This is a genomic window from Shewanella aquimarina (assembly GCF_023349185.1).
Classification (GTDB): Bacteria; Pseudomonadota; Gammaproteobacteria; order Enterobacterales; family Shewanellaceae; genus Shewanella; species Shewanella aquimarina.
Map to the genome: position 1 here is coordinate 1 of NZ_JAKIKY010000007.1, position 15,445 is coordinate 15,445.

The 15,445-nt window shown below is 54.8% G+C and carries 9 protein-coding genes; 5 read left to right on the forward strand and 4 right to left on the reverse strand.

Translation table 11 applies throughout. The features are described from left to right. Positions 1-641 precede the first annotated feature (641 nt). Together L2731_RS09885 and gltB are read right to left on the reverse strand one after the other, a co-directional pair. A complete protein-coding gene (locus tag L2731_RS09885) occupies positions 642-2,051 on the reverse strand; it encodes an FAD-dependent oxidoreductase (RefSeq protein ID WP_249252945.1) in 1,410 nt (469 codons plus the stop codon). Positions 2,052-2,056: 5 nt separating this feature from the next. Then, positions 2,057-6,505, reverse strand: coding sequence for a glutamate synthase large subunit (gene gltB / locus L2731_RS09890; protein ID WP_249252946.1), 4,449 nt, complete (start codon positions 6,503-6,505; stop codon positions 2,057-2,059). Positions 6,506-6,992: 487 nt separating this feature from the next. Between gltB and mnmL the strand changes: the two genes are divergently transcribed. The 3 genes from mnmL to oxyR all read left to right on the forward strand — a co-directional run bounded on the left by mnmL (position 6,993) and on the right by oxyR (position 9,612). Further along, positions 6,993-7,928, forward strand: a complete 936-nt coding sequence (mnmL, locus tag L2731_RS09895; protein WP_249252948.1) for a tRNA modification radical SAM protein MnmL/YtqA — start codon at positions 6,993-6,995, stop codon at positions 7,926-7,928. Between the two features lie 173 nt (positions 7,929-8,101). Then, entirely contained in the window at positions 8,102-8,467 is a 366-nt protein-coding gene (locus tag L2731_RS09900; RefSeq protein ID WP_249252949.1) for an Hpt domain-containing protein, read from the forward strand. Between the two features lie 233 nt (positions 8,468-8,700). Then, complete coding sequence (gene oxyR, locus L2731_RS09905) at positions 8,701-9,612, forward strand: hydrogen peroxide-inducible genes transcriptional activator OxyR (protein ID WP_041510325.1); 912 nt, start codon at positions 8,701-8,703, stop codon at positions 9,610-9,612. A 6-nt stretch (positions 9,613-9,618) separates the two neighbouring features. On the opposite strand, the gene L2731_RS09910 is transcribed toward oxyR, so the two are convergent. Then, the gene (locus L2731_RS09910; protein WP_249252950.1) at positions 9,619-10,698 is read right to left on the reverse strand and encodes an adenylate/guanylate cyclase domain-containing protein; all 1,080 of its coding nucleotides are present in this window, start codon (positions 10,696-10,698) and stop codon (positions 9,619-9,621) included. 521 nt (positions 10,699-11,219) lie between these two features. After that, the gene (mutH, locus tag L2731_RS09915) at positions 11,220-11,906 is read right to left on the reverse strand and encodes a DNA mismatch repair endonuclease MutH (protein ID WP_239849832.1); all 687 of its coding nucleotides are present in this window, start codon (positions 11,904-11,906) and stop codon (positions 11,220-11,222) included. Between the two features lie 692 nt (positions 11,907-12,598). Between mutH and rppH the strand changes: the two genes are divergently transcribed. Further along, positions 12,599-13,123, forward strand: coding sequence for an RNA pyrophosphohydrolase (rppH, locus tag L2731_RS09920; protein ID WP_041510328.1), 525 nt, complete (start codon positions 12,599-12,601; stop codon positions 13,121-13,123). A gap of 34 nt (positions 13,124-13,157) precedes the next feature. Continuing rightward, positions 13,158-15,389 carry a phosphoenolpyruvate--protein phosphotransferase gene (ptsP, locus tag L2731_RS09925; RefSeq protein ID WP_239849833.1) on the forward strand — a complete coding sequence of 744 codons (2,232 nt, stop codon included), beginning with the start codon at positions 13,158-13,160 and terminating at the stop codon, positions 15,387-15,389. Positions 15,390-15,445: the final 56 nt, after the last annotated feature.

Here is a 15,445-nt window from a genome sequence, read left to right on the forward strand (position 1 = left end):
CAGGCACTGTAAAACAGCGCAAGATAGGTTGTCTGTTTGGGTTAAAACGCTCATCGAACGGCGAGGCAGTCACAAGTCAGCAGTCGCACTGGCCAACAAGTTAGCAAGAACGGTTTGGGCCATTCTATTTAAGAAAACAGAGTTCAGAGCTGTTTAAATTTAAAGTTTAGAGTAAAGCAAACCATGTACTGCTAAAAAGTAATGTAACAACAGATAATACCGGCCTCTACAACCCCTGAGAGAATCCATGAACCAAAGAGTTCGGACGGACGGTTAAGGCGTAGAGGCGCGGTTCTCATTAAGGCCAGAGCACAAAGATGCTCATAAACAGGTCGGATATACGGATGCAGTAATATCTTTTGTTACTAACAAATTAGCTATTGAATCTATCGAGGTGTCCATATATGGATTCACGGCGTGTAGCAGATGTATCTGCACATCAGCGAGCCGCAGGCTATAAGCATCAATGAAGGTACGACCTTCAAACGTACTTAATCAATCACCAACGAGGTCAAACGTTAAACCACCAAAAAACCAGCCTGGTTTTCCCCAGGCAAAAAAAAGCGCTTTAACTCTCACTCAAAGCTAAAGCGCCAATCACAAGCCAAATTGTACGGCTCAGAGAATGAGCCGGTTCAGACTTAAGCCTCGAAGCTGTTTAATATCCCGAGCGCCGCGTCGCGGCCCTCGGCGATGGCGGTGACCACAAGGTCTGAGCCGCGCACCATGTCGCCACCGGCGAACACTTTAGGGTTGCTGGTCTGGAAGGGGTTATCGGCCACCTTTGGCGCCACCACGCGGCCCCATTGGTCTAACTCTATGCCATAGTCGCCAAACCACTTGGCGGGGCTCGGCTGGAAGCCGAAGGCGATGATGATGGCATCGGCCTCGATCAACTGTTCGCTGCCCTCGATAGGCTCTGGACGGCGACGACCCGAGTCGTCCGGTGCGCCCAGGGCGGTCTCGACACATTCGATGCCGCTGACCGCGCCGTCACTGGTCTTGATGGCCGTCGGCTGACGGTTGAACAGGAAGTTGACTCCCTCTTCGCGGGCGTTTTGCACCTCGCGGCGCGAGCCCGGCATATTGGCCTCGTCGCGGCGATAGACACAGGTCACCTCGCTGGCGCCCTGCCTGACGGCGGTGCGCACACAGTCCATGGCGGTATCGCCGCCCCCGAGTACCACCACCTTCTGACCGGCGAGGCTCAGGTAAGGGGTCTCTTCGTCTGTGGTGCCCATGACGTTATGGGTGTTACCAATCAGGTAGGGCAGGGCCTGATAGACGCCCTTGGCATCTTCGTTTTCCAGTCCGGCCTTCATCGGGGTGTAGGTGCCCATTCCGAGGAAGACGGCGTCATAGTCGGCCAGCAGGGTGTCGAAGCTGATATCTTGGCCTACGGTCACGCCCAGCTTGAACTCTATGCCCATGCCTTCCATGACGGTGCGGCGGATCTCCATGACAGACTTATCCAGCTTGAAGGCGGGAATGCCATAGGTGAGCAGGCCGCCAATCTGAGGATGCTTGTCGAACACCACCGCCTTGACGCCATTGCGGGCGAGGATGTCGGCGCAGCCAAGGCCAGCAGGGCCCGCGCCTATGATGGCGACGCGTTCCTGACGCTTGACCACCTTGCTCATGTCAGGGCGCCAGCCCTGGGCGATGGCGGTGTCGGTAATGTATTTCTCCACGTTGCCTATGGTGACGGCGCCAAAGTCGTCGTTGAGGGTACAGGCGCCTTCACATAGCCTGTCCTGGGGACAGACGCGGCCACAGATCTCAGGCAGTGTGTTGGTCTCATGGACCAGCTCGGCCGCCTCGAGTATGCGTCCCTGTTTGGCCAGCTTCAGCCAGTTGGGGATATAGTTGTGCAGCGGACATTTCCACTCACAGTAGGGGTTACCACAGTCTAGGCAGCGGTCTGCCTGCTCGTTGACCTGGGGCTGTGCAAAGGGCTGATAGATCTCGATAAACTGCGTGGCGCGATGCTTGGCGTCATGCTTGGTCGGATCCTTACGGCCTACTTCGATAAATTGAAAATCGTTACTCATGGCCATTACCCCGCTACCACTGCTAATGCAGGTTCAGTTTGTTCCAGACGCAGGAGATCATCGAGCGCCACATTCTTAGGCTTGACCAGGACGAAACAATCGATCCAGTTTTCAAAATCGTTTAACAACATCTTGGCGTGCTCGCTGCCGGTCTCGGCCACGTGCTCTTCGATCAGCCCCTTGAGGTGCTGTTGCTGTATCGGCGCCGTCACCTTCTGCATATCCACCATCTCGGTATTGAGGCGACGGTTGAAGTGGCCGAAGCGGTCGAACACATAGGCGAAGCCGCCCGTCATGCCGGCGCCGAAATTAACGCCCGTCTTACCCAGCACCACCACTATGCCGCCTGTCATGTATTCGCAGCCGTTATCGCCCAGGCCTTCGACCACGGCGATGGCGCCCGAGTTACGCACGGCGAAACGCTCGCCCGCCTGACCCGCCGCAAACAGCTTACCGCTGCTGGCACCATAGAGGCAGGTGTTGCCCAGGATGACGCTCTTCTCGCTCTGGAACATGCTGCCCACAGGCGGATAGAGGGTGATCTTGCCGCCCGACATGCCTTTACCCACATAGTCGTTGGCATCGCCGCACAGATCCAGTGACAGGCCTGGGGCGTTCCACACGCCGAAGCTCTGACCCGCGCTGCCGCTGAAGTTAAGCTGAATCGGCGCCTTGGCTCCCTGACGACCGACTTTGGTGGCAATGTAGCCAGACAGCGCGGCGCCTACCGAGCGGTCGGTGTTGTTGATCTCAAAGCGTGCAGTCAGTGACTCGCCCTGATCGACGGCCGCGTGGCAGTGGCTCAAAATTTTCTGGTTAAGCTCGCCCTTGTCGTCGGTCGGGTTGGTCTCGCGCCAGGTCAGCGCGCAGCCCTCTGGTACCTCTGGTTTGTAGAGGATGGCGGACAGATCCAGCTGCTGCTGCTTGTCTGTGGCGCCTTCCAGCGCAGCGAGCCAGTCGCTGCGACCCACTAGCTGTTCGAACTCGGTCACGCCCAGGGCGGCCATCCACTCGCGGATCTCGCGGGCCATAAACTCGAAGTAGGTCATCACGCGCTCGGGCAGGCCGTGGTAGTGATTGTCCCTCAGCTGCTTGTTCTGGGTCGCCACGCCTGTGGCGCAGTTGTTCAGGTGGCAGATACGTAGGTATTTACAACCCAGGGCGATCATAGGCACGGTACCGAAGCCGAAGCTCTCGGCGCCCAACAGAGCCGCCTTTATCACGTCTGTACCCGTCTTGAGGCCACCGTCCACCTGCAGGCGGATCTTGTGGCGCAGGCCGTTGGCGACCAGCGACTGATGCACCTCAGCCAGACCCAGCTCCCAGGGGCTACCGGCATATTTCACCGAGGTGATAGGGCTGGCGCCCGTGCCACCATCGTAGCCAGAGATGGTGATCATGTCGGCATAGGCCTTGGCCACGCCGGTGGCGATGGTGCCGACGCCTGGCTCGGATACCAGCTTGACCGAGATCATCGCCTTGGGGTTAATCTGCTTGAGGTCGAAGATCAGCTGAGCCAAGTCTTCGATGGAGTAGATATCATGGTGTGGCGGTGGCGAGATCAGGGTGACGCCTGGGCGCGCGTTACGCAGCGCGGCGATCTCTACACTCACCTTGTCGCCAGGCAGCTGACCGCCTTCGCCGGGCTTGGCGCCCTGGGCGACCTTGATCTGCAGCACCTCGGCGTTCACCAGATAGTGCGCCGTGACGCCGAAGCGGCCCGAGGCGATCTGCTTGATGGCCGAGTTACGCTCAGAGTTGAAGCGGCGCGGATCTTCCCCGCCTTCGCCCGAGTTGGAGCGACCACCCAGGCGGTTCATGGCCACGGCCAGCGCCTCGTGGGCCTCTGGGCTGAGGGCACCAATGCTCATGGCGGCGCTGTCGAATCTTGGATAGAGAGTGGCGGCGGCCTCGACCTTGTCGAGCTCGACAGCCTGTTTGTCACCCTTGACGGTGAAGAGATCCCTCAGGGTCGCTACGGGTCTGTCGTCCACCAACTCGGTGAAGCGCTTGTAGACGCCATAGTCCTGATCGCGCAGGCTCTGCTGCAGCGTGTTAACCACATCCGGGTTGAAGCAGTGGTACTCACCGCCTTCCACATATTTCAGCAGGCCGCCCTGAGGCAGGGGTTGATGGGCCTGGAAGGCAAGTTTCTGCAGCGTCTGTTGATCTTTCTCCAGCAGGGCGAAGCTTGCGCCTTCGATGCGGCTGACCACCCCCTTGAAGCAGAGCTCGACCACCGCAGATGACAGGCCGATGGCTTCGAACTGCTGACTACAGCGGTAGGAGGCCACGGTACTGATCCCCATCTTAGACATGATCTTACGCAGCCCCTTGTCGATGCCCTGACGGAAGTTGAGCATCAGCTGCTGGGTCTCGCGTACGCCATGACGGCTGGCCAGCGCCGAGATGCTCTCGTAGGCCAGATAAGGGTAGATGGCGGTGGCGCCAAAGCCCAGCAGCACGGCGAAGTGGTGCGGATCTCTGGCCGAGGCGGTCTCGACTATGATGTTGGTGTCACATCTCAGGCTCTTGTCGACCAGGACGCGCTGCACAGCGCCCACGGCCATGGCGGCGGGGATCACCTGCTTGCTCTTGTCGGTGGCCCTGTCGGAGAGGATAAGCAGGGTCGTGCCGGTGCGCGCCAGGCGCTCGGCCTCGTCGCACACGCGGCGAATGGCTGCCTCTAAGCCTTCGCTAAGGTCATAATTGAGATCCACAGTGTTGGCGCGGTAGTAGGTCGAATCCAGCGCCAGCAGCTGGTTGAAGTCGCTGTAGAGCAGGATCGGCGAGTTAAACATTACGCGGTAGGCGTGGCCCGTGGTCTCGTTAAAGAGGTTCTGCTCGCGGCCGACGCAGGTGGCCAGCGACATTACATGCTTCTCGCGCAGCGGATCGATAGGTGGGTTGGTCACCTGGGCAAATTTCTGCCTGAAATAGTCGTAAAGCGTGCGGGATTTCTTCGACAGCACGGCCATAGGCGTATCGTCGCCCATGGAGCCCGTGGCTTCCTCGCCTTTCTCGGCCAGCACCCAGATCACCTGTTCCAGCTCCTCGCGGGAGTAGCCAAACTGCTTCTGGTATTGCAGCAGAGTGTCGGCGGAGAACTCGCATACGCCCTGGGCCTCGCTCGGCATCTGCTCGGCGGGGATCAGGGTATGACTGTTCTTGGCCATCCACTCCTTGTAGGGGTGACGACGCTTAAGATCGTTATCGATTTCAAACGAGGAGTAGAGCTGACCGTTGAGGGTGTCGAGCACCAGTAGCTCACCGGGGCCGACACGCCCCTTCTCGACCACCTCGTCCGGGGCATAGTCCCAGATGCCGATCTCTGAGGCCAGGGTCAGGATGCGGTCTTTGGTGATCACATAGCGTGATGGGCGCAGGCCGTTACGGTCCACCGCGCAGGCCACGTGACGGCCGTTGGTCATTACGATACCGGCTGGGCCGTCCCAGGGCTCCATATGCATGGAGTTGAAGTCGTAGAAGGCCTTCAGCTCGTCGTCCATCTCTGGATTACTCTGCCACGCGGGTGGAATGAGCAGACGCATGGCGCGGTAGAGGTCCATGCCGCCGGCGAGCAGCATCTCCAGCATGTTATCGAGCGAAGAGGAGTCTGAGCCACTCTCGTTGACGAAGGGGGCTGCCTGCTGTAGGTCTGGCAGCAGGGGCGCATTAAATTTGTAGGCGCGGGCACGGGCCCACTGACGGTTACCCGTGATGGTGTTGATCTCACCGTTGTGGGCGAGATAACGGAACGGCTGTGCTAGCGGCCATTTGGGCGAAGTGTTGGTTGAGAAGCGCTGGTGGAACAGACAGATAGCGCTTTGCAGGCGTATGTCGGCCAGATCCGGATAGAAGGCCGGCAGATCGGCGGGCATCATCAGACCCTTGTAGACGATCACCTGACCAGAGAGGCTGGCGACATAGAAGTCTTCGCAGTCAGTTATCTGCTGCTCGAGGCGGCGACGGGCCATATAGAGGCGACGCTCGAGATCTTTCTCACGCCAGCCAATGGGCGAGTTGATCAGCACCTGCCAGATCTTAGGCTGGCTGGCCTGACCTATGGGGCCGAGTACCTCAGGGTTGACCGGGACTTCGCGCCAACCGGCGACACTCAGGGTCTCTTTTTCAAGCTCTCGCTCCAGGGTGCGCTTGGTGTGGTCTGCCTTGGCCTCATCTTGGCTTAAGAACAGCATGCCCACGGCAAATTTACGGCTCAGGTGCCAGTCGTTCTCACTGGCCACGGCTTCGAAGAATTTAATGGGGAGTTGCATAAGTAGGCCACAACCATCGCCGGTACGACCATCGGCGGCAATACCACCACGGTGTTTCATGCGATCTAGGCCATGAATGGCTGTGCGTACAATTCTATGGCTGGCTTCGCCATCCATTTGGGCGATTAAGCCAAAACCACAGTTATCCCGTTCAAAACTGGGGTGATACAAGCTCATATAAAAACTCCCTAATACTAACCAATACATCGTCGGGGAAATTCAAGCGATTGATGTGCACCCGAACCATCCAAATTAACTTTTGCCTAGTAAAAGGTCAATTCAAATTTGTGCATAAAGCATGACTAGGGGAGGGCGTTTAATACGGTTTATATTTTAACCTTACGTTAACGTCAACTGTGAAATTTGATGTATAACATTATGAATAAAAAGAATTTTGAATATGTGGCTGAATCTTTTTTACTAAAATGTAACAAAAAGGACTATTGTCTTTTAATCTAAAAAAGTGATTTTTATTGCATGTACAGTGAATTATTTAACAAATCTTAGACCAATGTATTAGCCAATACTGTGCTGTATCGCTAAGTTTGCGCTTGCTTTGTGACTTAGGACGTCGAGAAAGGGACGAAAAATTGATGTAGCACCAAGAATGGCGCTATCAAGCCAGTTACAATCCACGCCCTTTAAATGAGCGAGAGAGCACCCCGTGGGACTGGATAGTCACGTCAATACCTTTGGTCTGCATTGCAAGCATAAGTACGGTCAGCGGCTCAAGAAGCTGACCCTGGACGCCAAGTTTACCTGCCCCAACCGTGACGGCAGCCTGGGGCGTGGCGGCTGCACCTTCTGTAATGTGGCCTCGTTCAGCCACGAGCACGGCACGGTAGACAGCATCGCCGTGCAGCTGGCCAATGGCCGGGAGCGTGCTCAGGGAAAATCCACTAAGTTCATCGCCTATTTTCAGGCCTACACCAGCACCTATGATGAGTACCGCCTGCTCAAGCAGCGCTATGATGAGGCGGTGGCCGACAGTGACATCGTCGGCCTGTGTGTCGGCACCCGCCCCGATTGTGTCAGTGATGAAGTGATCGAATTGCTGGCGGGTTATCAGGCCCGTGGCCTGGAGGTCTGGCTAGAACTTGGCCTGCAAAGCGCCAACCTTGAGACGCTTAAGCGGATCAACCGCGGACATGGTTTCGAGGAGTATAAGGATACTGTCATTCGCGCGAGGCAAGCGGGACTCAAGGTGTGTACCCACCTTATTTTGGGGCTGCCCGGTGAGACACATGAAGACTTTTTGGCCAGCCACAGGGCGGTGCTCGATGTCGGGGTCGATGGGCTCAAAATTCATCCACTGCATATCGTCGAGGGCAGTACCATGGCCAAGGCTTGGCGGGCCGGACGCATGAGTTTATTGACCCAGGAAGCCTACGCCGAGAGTGTCGGCGAACTGATTCGGCTAACGCCTAAAGAGGTGATATTTCATCGTGTTACCGCCTATGCCAAGAAACCTATGCTGTTGGCCCCCGACTGGTGTGCCTTTCGCTGGGAGGGGCTGGTGGCCATAGTTCAGAATCTGGAACGCCTCGGCGGACAGGGTCATTATTTGACCGATTCGGCAGGTAATCAAATGTCGATTTAGGGGCAAAAAACGTGAAGAATTGAGCAATTAATTTAACGCATGGTTAATGGAAGGTTAAATAAGGAGGTATTTAACTTGCATATGCTTCAATTAGTTGCGCCCGCCATTCTAGGCGCTATTATGGGGTGAATTTTATTCTTGTCCCGTCAGCTTTTTTCGAGAGGTGCCTTAAGATGGCAACAGCCGAGTTAGAATCAATATTGGATCTCAACACACTTGAGCAGTACTGCAGCGCTATCGGTGCAGGCACTCTGCTAAAGAGTGTCGTCTTGTTTGAACAGTTGATGCCTGAGTATGTTGGCAACCTGGTTAACGCTAAGGAAGCACAAGACAAAGATACCTTATGTTCTGAGGCGCACAAATTCAAAGGCGCTGCCGGTTCTGTGGGACTGAAACGCATCCAGCAGTATGCCCAGTTGCTGCAACATGGCGAGGCGACCGAGTGGCCTGCGGAGCACGCCAACTGGCTGCAGGTGATCGTGGACAATGCCAGCAAAGATCTGGCCGAGCTGAAGGCTTATCTGGAATCTAAGGCCTAATAGGTCAGAGCCAGTAAGGCAAAGCCTGTACGCTAAAGCCTGTACATAAAAGCTAGCCAAATTTGATAGCGCCCTCGATGAAATATCATCGGGGGCGTTTTTGTATGCGCACTATTTGCACGCTTTTGGGCAGCGTCTCACACTTCTGGCATAAGAGAGGGTTAATCCTGGGGTGGCTTGTGCTAGAGTTAGATTGAGTAATTGAATGTAAATGGAAGTTGGTAATCGATTTTATGAAACATCTGCCGAGCCTCAAAAACCTTTACTATCTGGTCAATCTCTATCAGGAACAGAACTTTAATCGCGCGGCCAAGTTGTGCCACGTGAGCCAGTCGACCCTGTCGAGCGGGATTCAAAACCTGGAGGAACAGCTGGGTCATCAGCTGATCGAGCGTGATCACAAGTCCTTCATCTTCACCGCCATCGGCGAGGAGGTGGTGCAGCGCTCGCGCAAGTTGCTCACCGACGTCGACGATCTGGTGGAGCTGGTTAAGCATCAGGGCCAGCCTATGACGGGGGATATTCGCCTGGGCTGTATTCCCACCATTGCGCCGTTTCTGCTGAGCCGGGTGGTGAAACTCTGTCAGCAGGAATACCCCGAACTGACGTTGTTTCTGAAGGAAGATACCACGGAGCGACTTTTGGACGCCCTGGGTAAGGGCGAGCTGGATCTCTTGCTCCTGGCCCTGCCGGCCGACACCAGTGGCTATCACAGCATGAAGGTGGGAATCGATCCCTTTAAGCTGGTGATGCACAAGGAGCTCAGCAGCGAGGTGCGCCAGCCTATCGATTACAAGGCCCTGCCCGATGAGAGCATCTTCCTGTTGCAGTCGGAGCACTGTATTACCGGCCATGCCATCAGCGCCTGCCGTCTGGCCGACAGCGACAAGATCAATCCGTTCGCGGCGACGAGTCTGCACACCCTGGTGCAGATGGTGAACAGTAAGTTGGGGACGACTTTCTTGCCGCAGATGGCGATCGATGCCGGGATTCTAAACGATACCGAGCTGACGGCCTTAACGCCGCCGGGTGAGGCGCCTTACCGGGATATCGGCCTGGTCTGGCGTCAGACATCCAGCCGTATCATGACCTTCAGAACCTTAGGCAAGGCGATTCAAAGCTTGTTGGAGCAGGGGCAAGGCTAACTAAAGTTAGCTGTTGTTGCCCTTGGGGGAAACGCCATAAACCTCGATAGAGTGTTGTTTCCCCTTGAGTTTTATCGGACCGAGATTGGTAAAGTCGTAATTGCTGTCGCTGGTGTCGATCAACGACTGCAAGGAGCCTGAGATCAACATCCGCTGTCCGAGCGGGTTACATTGATCCTGGAGTCTCGCCAGGGTATTGAGCACGTCGCTGAAGAAGCTGATCTCTTGTTTCTGCACCCCAACCACAGCCGCAACCACCTGTCCACAGTGGGCCGCCGCCTTGAACTTAGGCACGAAGCCATACTGCTCTTCGAAGTACTTACGCTGCCAGTTTAGCTGCTGGCTAAATTCATAATAAATATTGAAGCTGCGGTCTTCGATGATGCCGTTTTCCAGCGGCCAGTGGATCAGCACGGCGTCGCCCATGTAGCGGTAGATCTCGGCGTCGTTGTTGACCACGGTATCCGACAATAAGCTGAAGCAGTCCTGGATCAGGCGGCTGAAGCGATAGTCGCCGAGGGATTCTGCGTGGGTGGTCGAGGCGACCATGTCCAGATAGAGAAACAGGCGCTGCTCATATCTGGGTCTGTGATATTTGCCCAGGCCGATATTGAACAGAATGCGTGGTCCGACTAACAGGGCCATCTGTTCGATGAAGGCCAGGCCGACACGCACCACCACCAGGTAGATGATCAGGGCCTGGAATGAGGGACTGTAAAGAATATGGGCGGTCAACATCTGCCTGAGTGTCGACATGTGATTCTCTATGGCCCACATGTTGAGGAATTGGGTCATGTAGGCGAGTGTGGTCGCGCCCAGCAGCAGGAAGAGTCCCTTGAAGATCACCGAAAAGAGATAGGGCAGGCGGTTGATGGCGCTAAAGTCGGCGATCAGGTTCGACATCCAGTGCAGGCTACCAAAGATGAACCCCATATAGATCGCCAGGGTCGCGAGATCGGCAGTGCCTACCGCCCATTGGGGCAGCTCTGGTGTTTGCGCATAGCGGAAAAACACAAAGGCCGCCATGGCAATAGCCCAAGCGAAAATGGCAAATATGAGCTTCTTTGCTTGAATGCGTGCTCTCACGGTGACAGAAAATTCCTAAATGCTGCACAAATCTCAGGATGCGCTAGTGTATAGAAAACACCCCTACTATTTCCAGTGATATTTGTGATCTAAGTCAAATGAAGTCTAGATGTGCCAAAAAAGCGACAAATTTATGTTGAACACTTGTTAAGTGACCGTGGTGATTGTTTTTTTCTTGTGGGATGCTGACAGAAAAAACTCTAGTTTGTCGATTATCTAAAAGTCTAAAGTGTGAGAAATAATCCTTAGCTCTCACTCCTTTTAACTAGGACCTGTTGATCTTTCGCGTTCATTTTTGCAGCATTCTGTATCGCTTTTATACAAGGCAGAGCGATTGTAATGTGGTGTGCTACATCAATGAGCGATAACGCAGTAGAAAAATGATACAGACGCTGCCCGCAGGGTTCGTCTTGAGCACGTTCAACTCTTTGTTACTCGGCTTTTATATAGAATAACTATACTTCAAGCCTCATGCCGCGATTTGAACGTGCTCAATTAGAACGAAAATTGTTCTCAAAAGGTCAATAGGCCCTCGAAGTGAGATAGCGGCTCAGGATCTGCTGAGTGAAGGGGATCTTGAGATAGAAACCTCTGGGATTGGTGAGCTTGATCTGGCCATCTTGGGATATGCTCTGGGTCAGCGCACGGCTGTTGGCGCCCTTGGGTCTGAGCTGCAATACCTCGCCGTGACGGGCGGTGATTTGCTCGACCTTGCCTAGGGCGATGAGCTCCATGATCTCTTCCCAATCCTGGCGTATCTGCGCCATCTCACTCTCGCTCGGCGTCCAGAGAATAGGAAAGCCGATGCGCCGCTCGCCGATTGGCTTGTGGCGAATACCTTCCACCGGGATCCACAGCACTCGCTGCAGCTTATGGTACACCAGACTCTCTTGCCACCTGAGTCCGTTGATATTCATCAGGGGGGCGACGGTGACATAGGTGGTCTCGAGTGGCTTACCCGACTCATCCACGGGAATGGTCTTCAGCTCGACGCCCAGATGAAGAAAGTCCTGCTCCGGCTTAGAGCCAGCGGTGGCGCCCAGTTCGAGTTCGATCAGCTGACCTATCCAGCCCTTGTCCCGTTTGAGGTTATTAGGCACGGTGACACCGTGGAGTTCGGCCAGTTGGCCCAGAGTGAGACCTGCCATCTCTTGGGCACGGTGCATCAACTCATCGATGGATTCGGGGGGGAGAATTTGACTCTTCATGGGGGGATTTTACCCGAGTTATGCACTTAATCAATCGAGGTTAAAAATTGTTCGATCTTTTTATGGTAGAGAGATCCTCGAGTATTTTTATATTAAGTGTATGAAAAAATGTGTTTTTACTCTCATATTCATCTATTCGATTCGCCAGTTATTTAAGTTACTCTGTGATTTCCCCACCCTTTCCAACACACTTATCCACAGATTTATTGGATAACTGGATAAGTCTGTTACGGGACAGAATAGAAAAACCCTTGTCAAGGGGATTTTGATGACATTTTTCCGCGGCAGGGGTCGATAAAACTATTTATCTGTGAATAACCTTTGGGGAGTTTATCTGGGTTTTCTGTTGACATCCTCTTTGATCGTTTTTTGTGCGATCTCTCGGTGTTAACAAATGGTCTTACCGTGTGAATAATTAATTTTCATTAAAATACATGTGCTTGCATGTTAAATGCAGGCTGGCATTTACCAGGCATTCGATCCATGATTTGGCCCAATTGACAATTTTAACTGAGTTTCAAACAGAGATATCCACAGATTTTGTGGATATCCTCAGTTTTATGTGCCGGCTTCTGTTGATAAAAATAAAAATTTTAGTTTTTTATCCAAGCAATATCTGTTAATGGGGAATTGCCGCCGACGCCGCTTTGTGAAACAATCGATTCATTAGAATATTTCATTTTGGAGTCCATGTGATTGATAGTGACGGCTTTCGTGCAAATGTAGGCATCATTATCTGTAATCGCTTTGGGCAGGTGATGTGGGCCAGACGATTTGGTCAACATTCCTGGCAATTTCCGCAAGGTGGTGTGGATGAAGGCGAAAGCGCCGAGCAAGCCATGTATCGGGAGTTGTATGAAGAAGTTGGGTTAAGGCCTGAGCATGTGCAAATTTTAACCTCAACTCGTTCCTGGTTGCGTTATAGATTACCAAAACGGTTAATTAGGCAAGACAGTAAACCCTTATGTATCGGACAGAAACAGAAGTGGTTTTTATTACAATTGAAGAGTCAGGAGTCTGCCATCAATCTGGCGGCGAGCGGCCACCCGGAGTTTGATGACTGGCGTTGGGTCAGTTACTGGTATCCGGTCAGACAGGTGGTATCCTTTAAAAGAGACGTGTACCGCAAGGTGATGAAAGAGTTTGCGCCGACGGCATTGCCGTTTCAGGCCCAGGAAAGCGGCCACAGTGGTAGAAGAAGAGGTCGCCGCCGATAGGATAAGGCGATAAGTATCAGAGGAGAGATAGGCTGTGTTAAAGACGCTCAGAGACATTACTCAGGCCGTAGCCGCAGCCGACGATCTTCAATCTGCCCTATCTTTGCTTGTTAGCCAGACCAAGTCGGCAATGGAAACCCAGTGTTGCTCCATCTATATCTTAGAAGAGCAGGAGCTGGTGCTGTCGGCCACCGACGGCCTCGATCCCAGAGCCGTGGGCAAGGTCAAGATGCCTATGAGCCAGGGCCTGGTTGGCCTGGTGGCCGAACGCGAAGAGCCGGTCAACCTGGCCGATGCCCAACAACACCCCAGATTTAAGCTATTTACCGAAGTCGACGAGGAAGATTTCCGTGCCTTTCTCGCCGTGCCCATCATCTATCAGAAATTAATCCTAGGTGTGCTGGTGGTGCAGCAGGCCGACGCGCGCCAGTTTAGTGAGGCCGAAGAGGCTTTCTTGATGACCCTAGCCGCCCAGCTGGCGGTTGCGGTGCGTGAGCAGCGTAAGAAGGCCGAGGTCAAATCGACGCCCAATAAGTGTGTCTACACGGGGACCTCGGCGGCCAGCGGCGTGGTGATCGCCCATGCCATGGTGCTGGGTGGCGAGATCCCCCTGGAGCAACAGGGACGTCGCACTCAAGAGGTAGATGACGAGCTGCTCGCCCTGAGTCAGGCCTTGGAGGCCTGTCGCAATACCCTGAGTGCCCTGTCTCAGCGCTTCGATGGCGAGAATGAGAAAGAGGTGCAATCTATCTTCTCCGCCTTGCAGCTGCTGCTGGACGACACCAGCCTGGGCGGTGAATATGTGCGGGAGATCCAGGCGGGCTGGACGGCTATCTCGGCGGTGAGCCGGGTGTCTCTGCGTTACATAGATCATTTCCAGCAGATGCAAGACCCCTATATGCAGGAGCGGGCCACGGATATTCGTGATCTGGGGCAGAGGGTGCTGCGCGAACTGATCGAGCCGCAGAAGATGCAGCTGGAGCTGGATGTGCCCGTGATCCTGGTGACCAAGGAAGCCACGGCGACCATGTTGGCGGAGTTTCCCCAGCACAAATTAGTCGGCATAGTCACAGAGCTGGGCGGGGTGAACTCGCACGCGGCCATTCTGGCCCGGGCCTTCGGTGTGCCCGCGGTAATCGGCGTCGAGGGGATCCTCAACGCGGGGATAGACGGTAAGCAGCTTATTTTGAATGCCAACCGTGGGCAGGTGCTGATCTCGCCCACACCGACCCTGATAGGCGAGTACCGCAGCCTGATCTCGGCGGAGAAGGCGCTGCAGAAACGCTATGCCGAAGAGCTTTCTAAGCCTGCGACTACCCTGGATGATCGGCGTATTCATCTCTACCTGAATGCTGGGCTGTTAAGCAGCCTGGCCTCTGAGATCGCAGAAGGCGCAGACGGTGTCGGCCTGTATCGCACCGAGATCCCCTTCATGTTGCAGACTCGCTTCCCCAGTGAGGCCGAGCAGGTAGAGGTCTATCGTCAGGTGCTGGACGCGGCGCTCGGTCGCCCCGTGGTGATGCGCACCCTGGATGTGGGAGGCGACAAGCCACTCTCCTATCTGCCTATCATAGAGGAGAATCCCTTCCTTGGTTGGCGCGGGATCCGCCTGACACTGGATCATCCCGAGCTGTTTCTGGTGCAGCTCAGAGCCATGCTCAATGCCTCAGGTGGCGGTGAGCAGCTGCATATCCTGCTGCCCATGGTCTGTTGTCTCGATGAGATAGATCAGGCGATCGCCTACCTGGAGCAGGCCTATCTCGAGGTGAAACAAGACGTGCATCCGGATCTGCAGCGGCCGAAGATAGGCATCATGCTGGAGGTGCCGGCGCTGCTGTTCCAGCTCGAAGAGGTGGCCAAGCGGGTCGACTTTATCTCTGTGGGCTCGAACGATCTGACCCAATATCTGTTGGCGGTGGATCGCAACAATCCCAGGGTCAGTACCCTGTACGACTCCTATCATCCGGGCATTTTACGGGCGCTGACCCAGGCGAGGCTGGCCTGCAGGGAATACCGACTGCCCATTAGCGTCTGCGGCGAGCTGGCCGGTGAACCCTTGGGAGTCTTGCTGCTGGTGGCCATGGGCTATACCCAGCTGAGCATGAACCAGGGGAGCCTGGCCAGAATCAATTATCTGATCCGCCGGGTGTCTTATCAGGATCTGAGCGAGCTGCTTGCTCAGGCGCTGTCCCTCAGCAACGGCTTCGAGGTGAGGGAGCTGCTCTCCCTTTATCTTAAAGAGAAGGGCCTCGATGAGTTCATCTAAGTGAGTTTCTCTCTGTGAGCGTTAGGCAATTTCAATCTGTCGGTAATTCCTTTAAG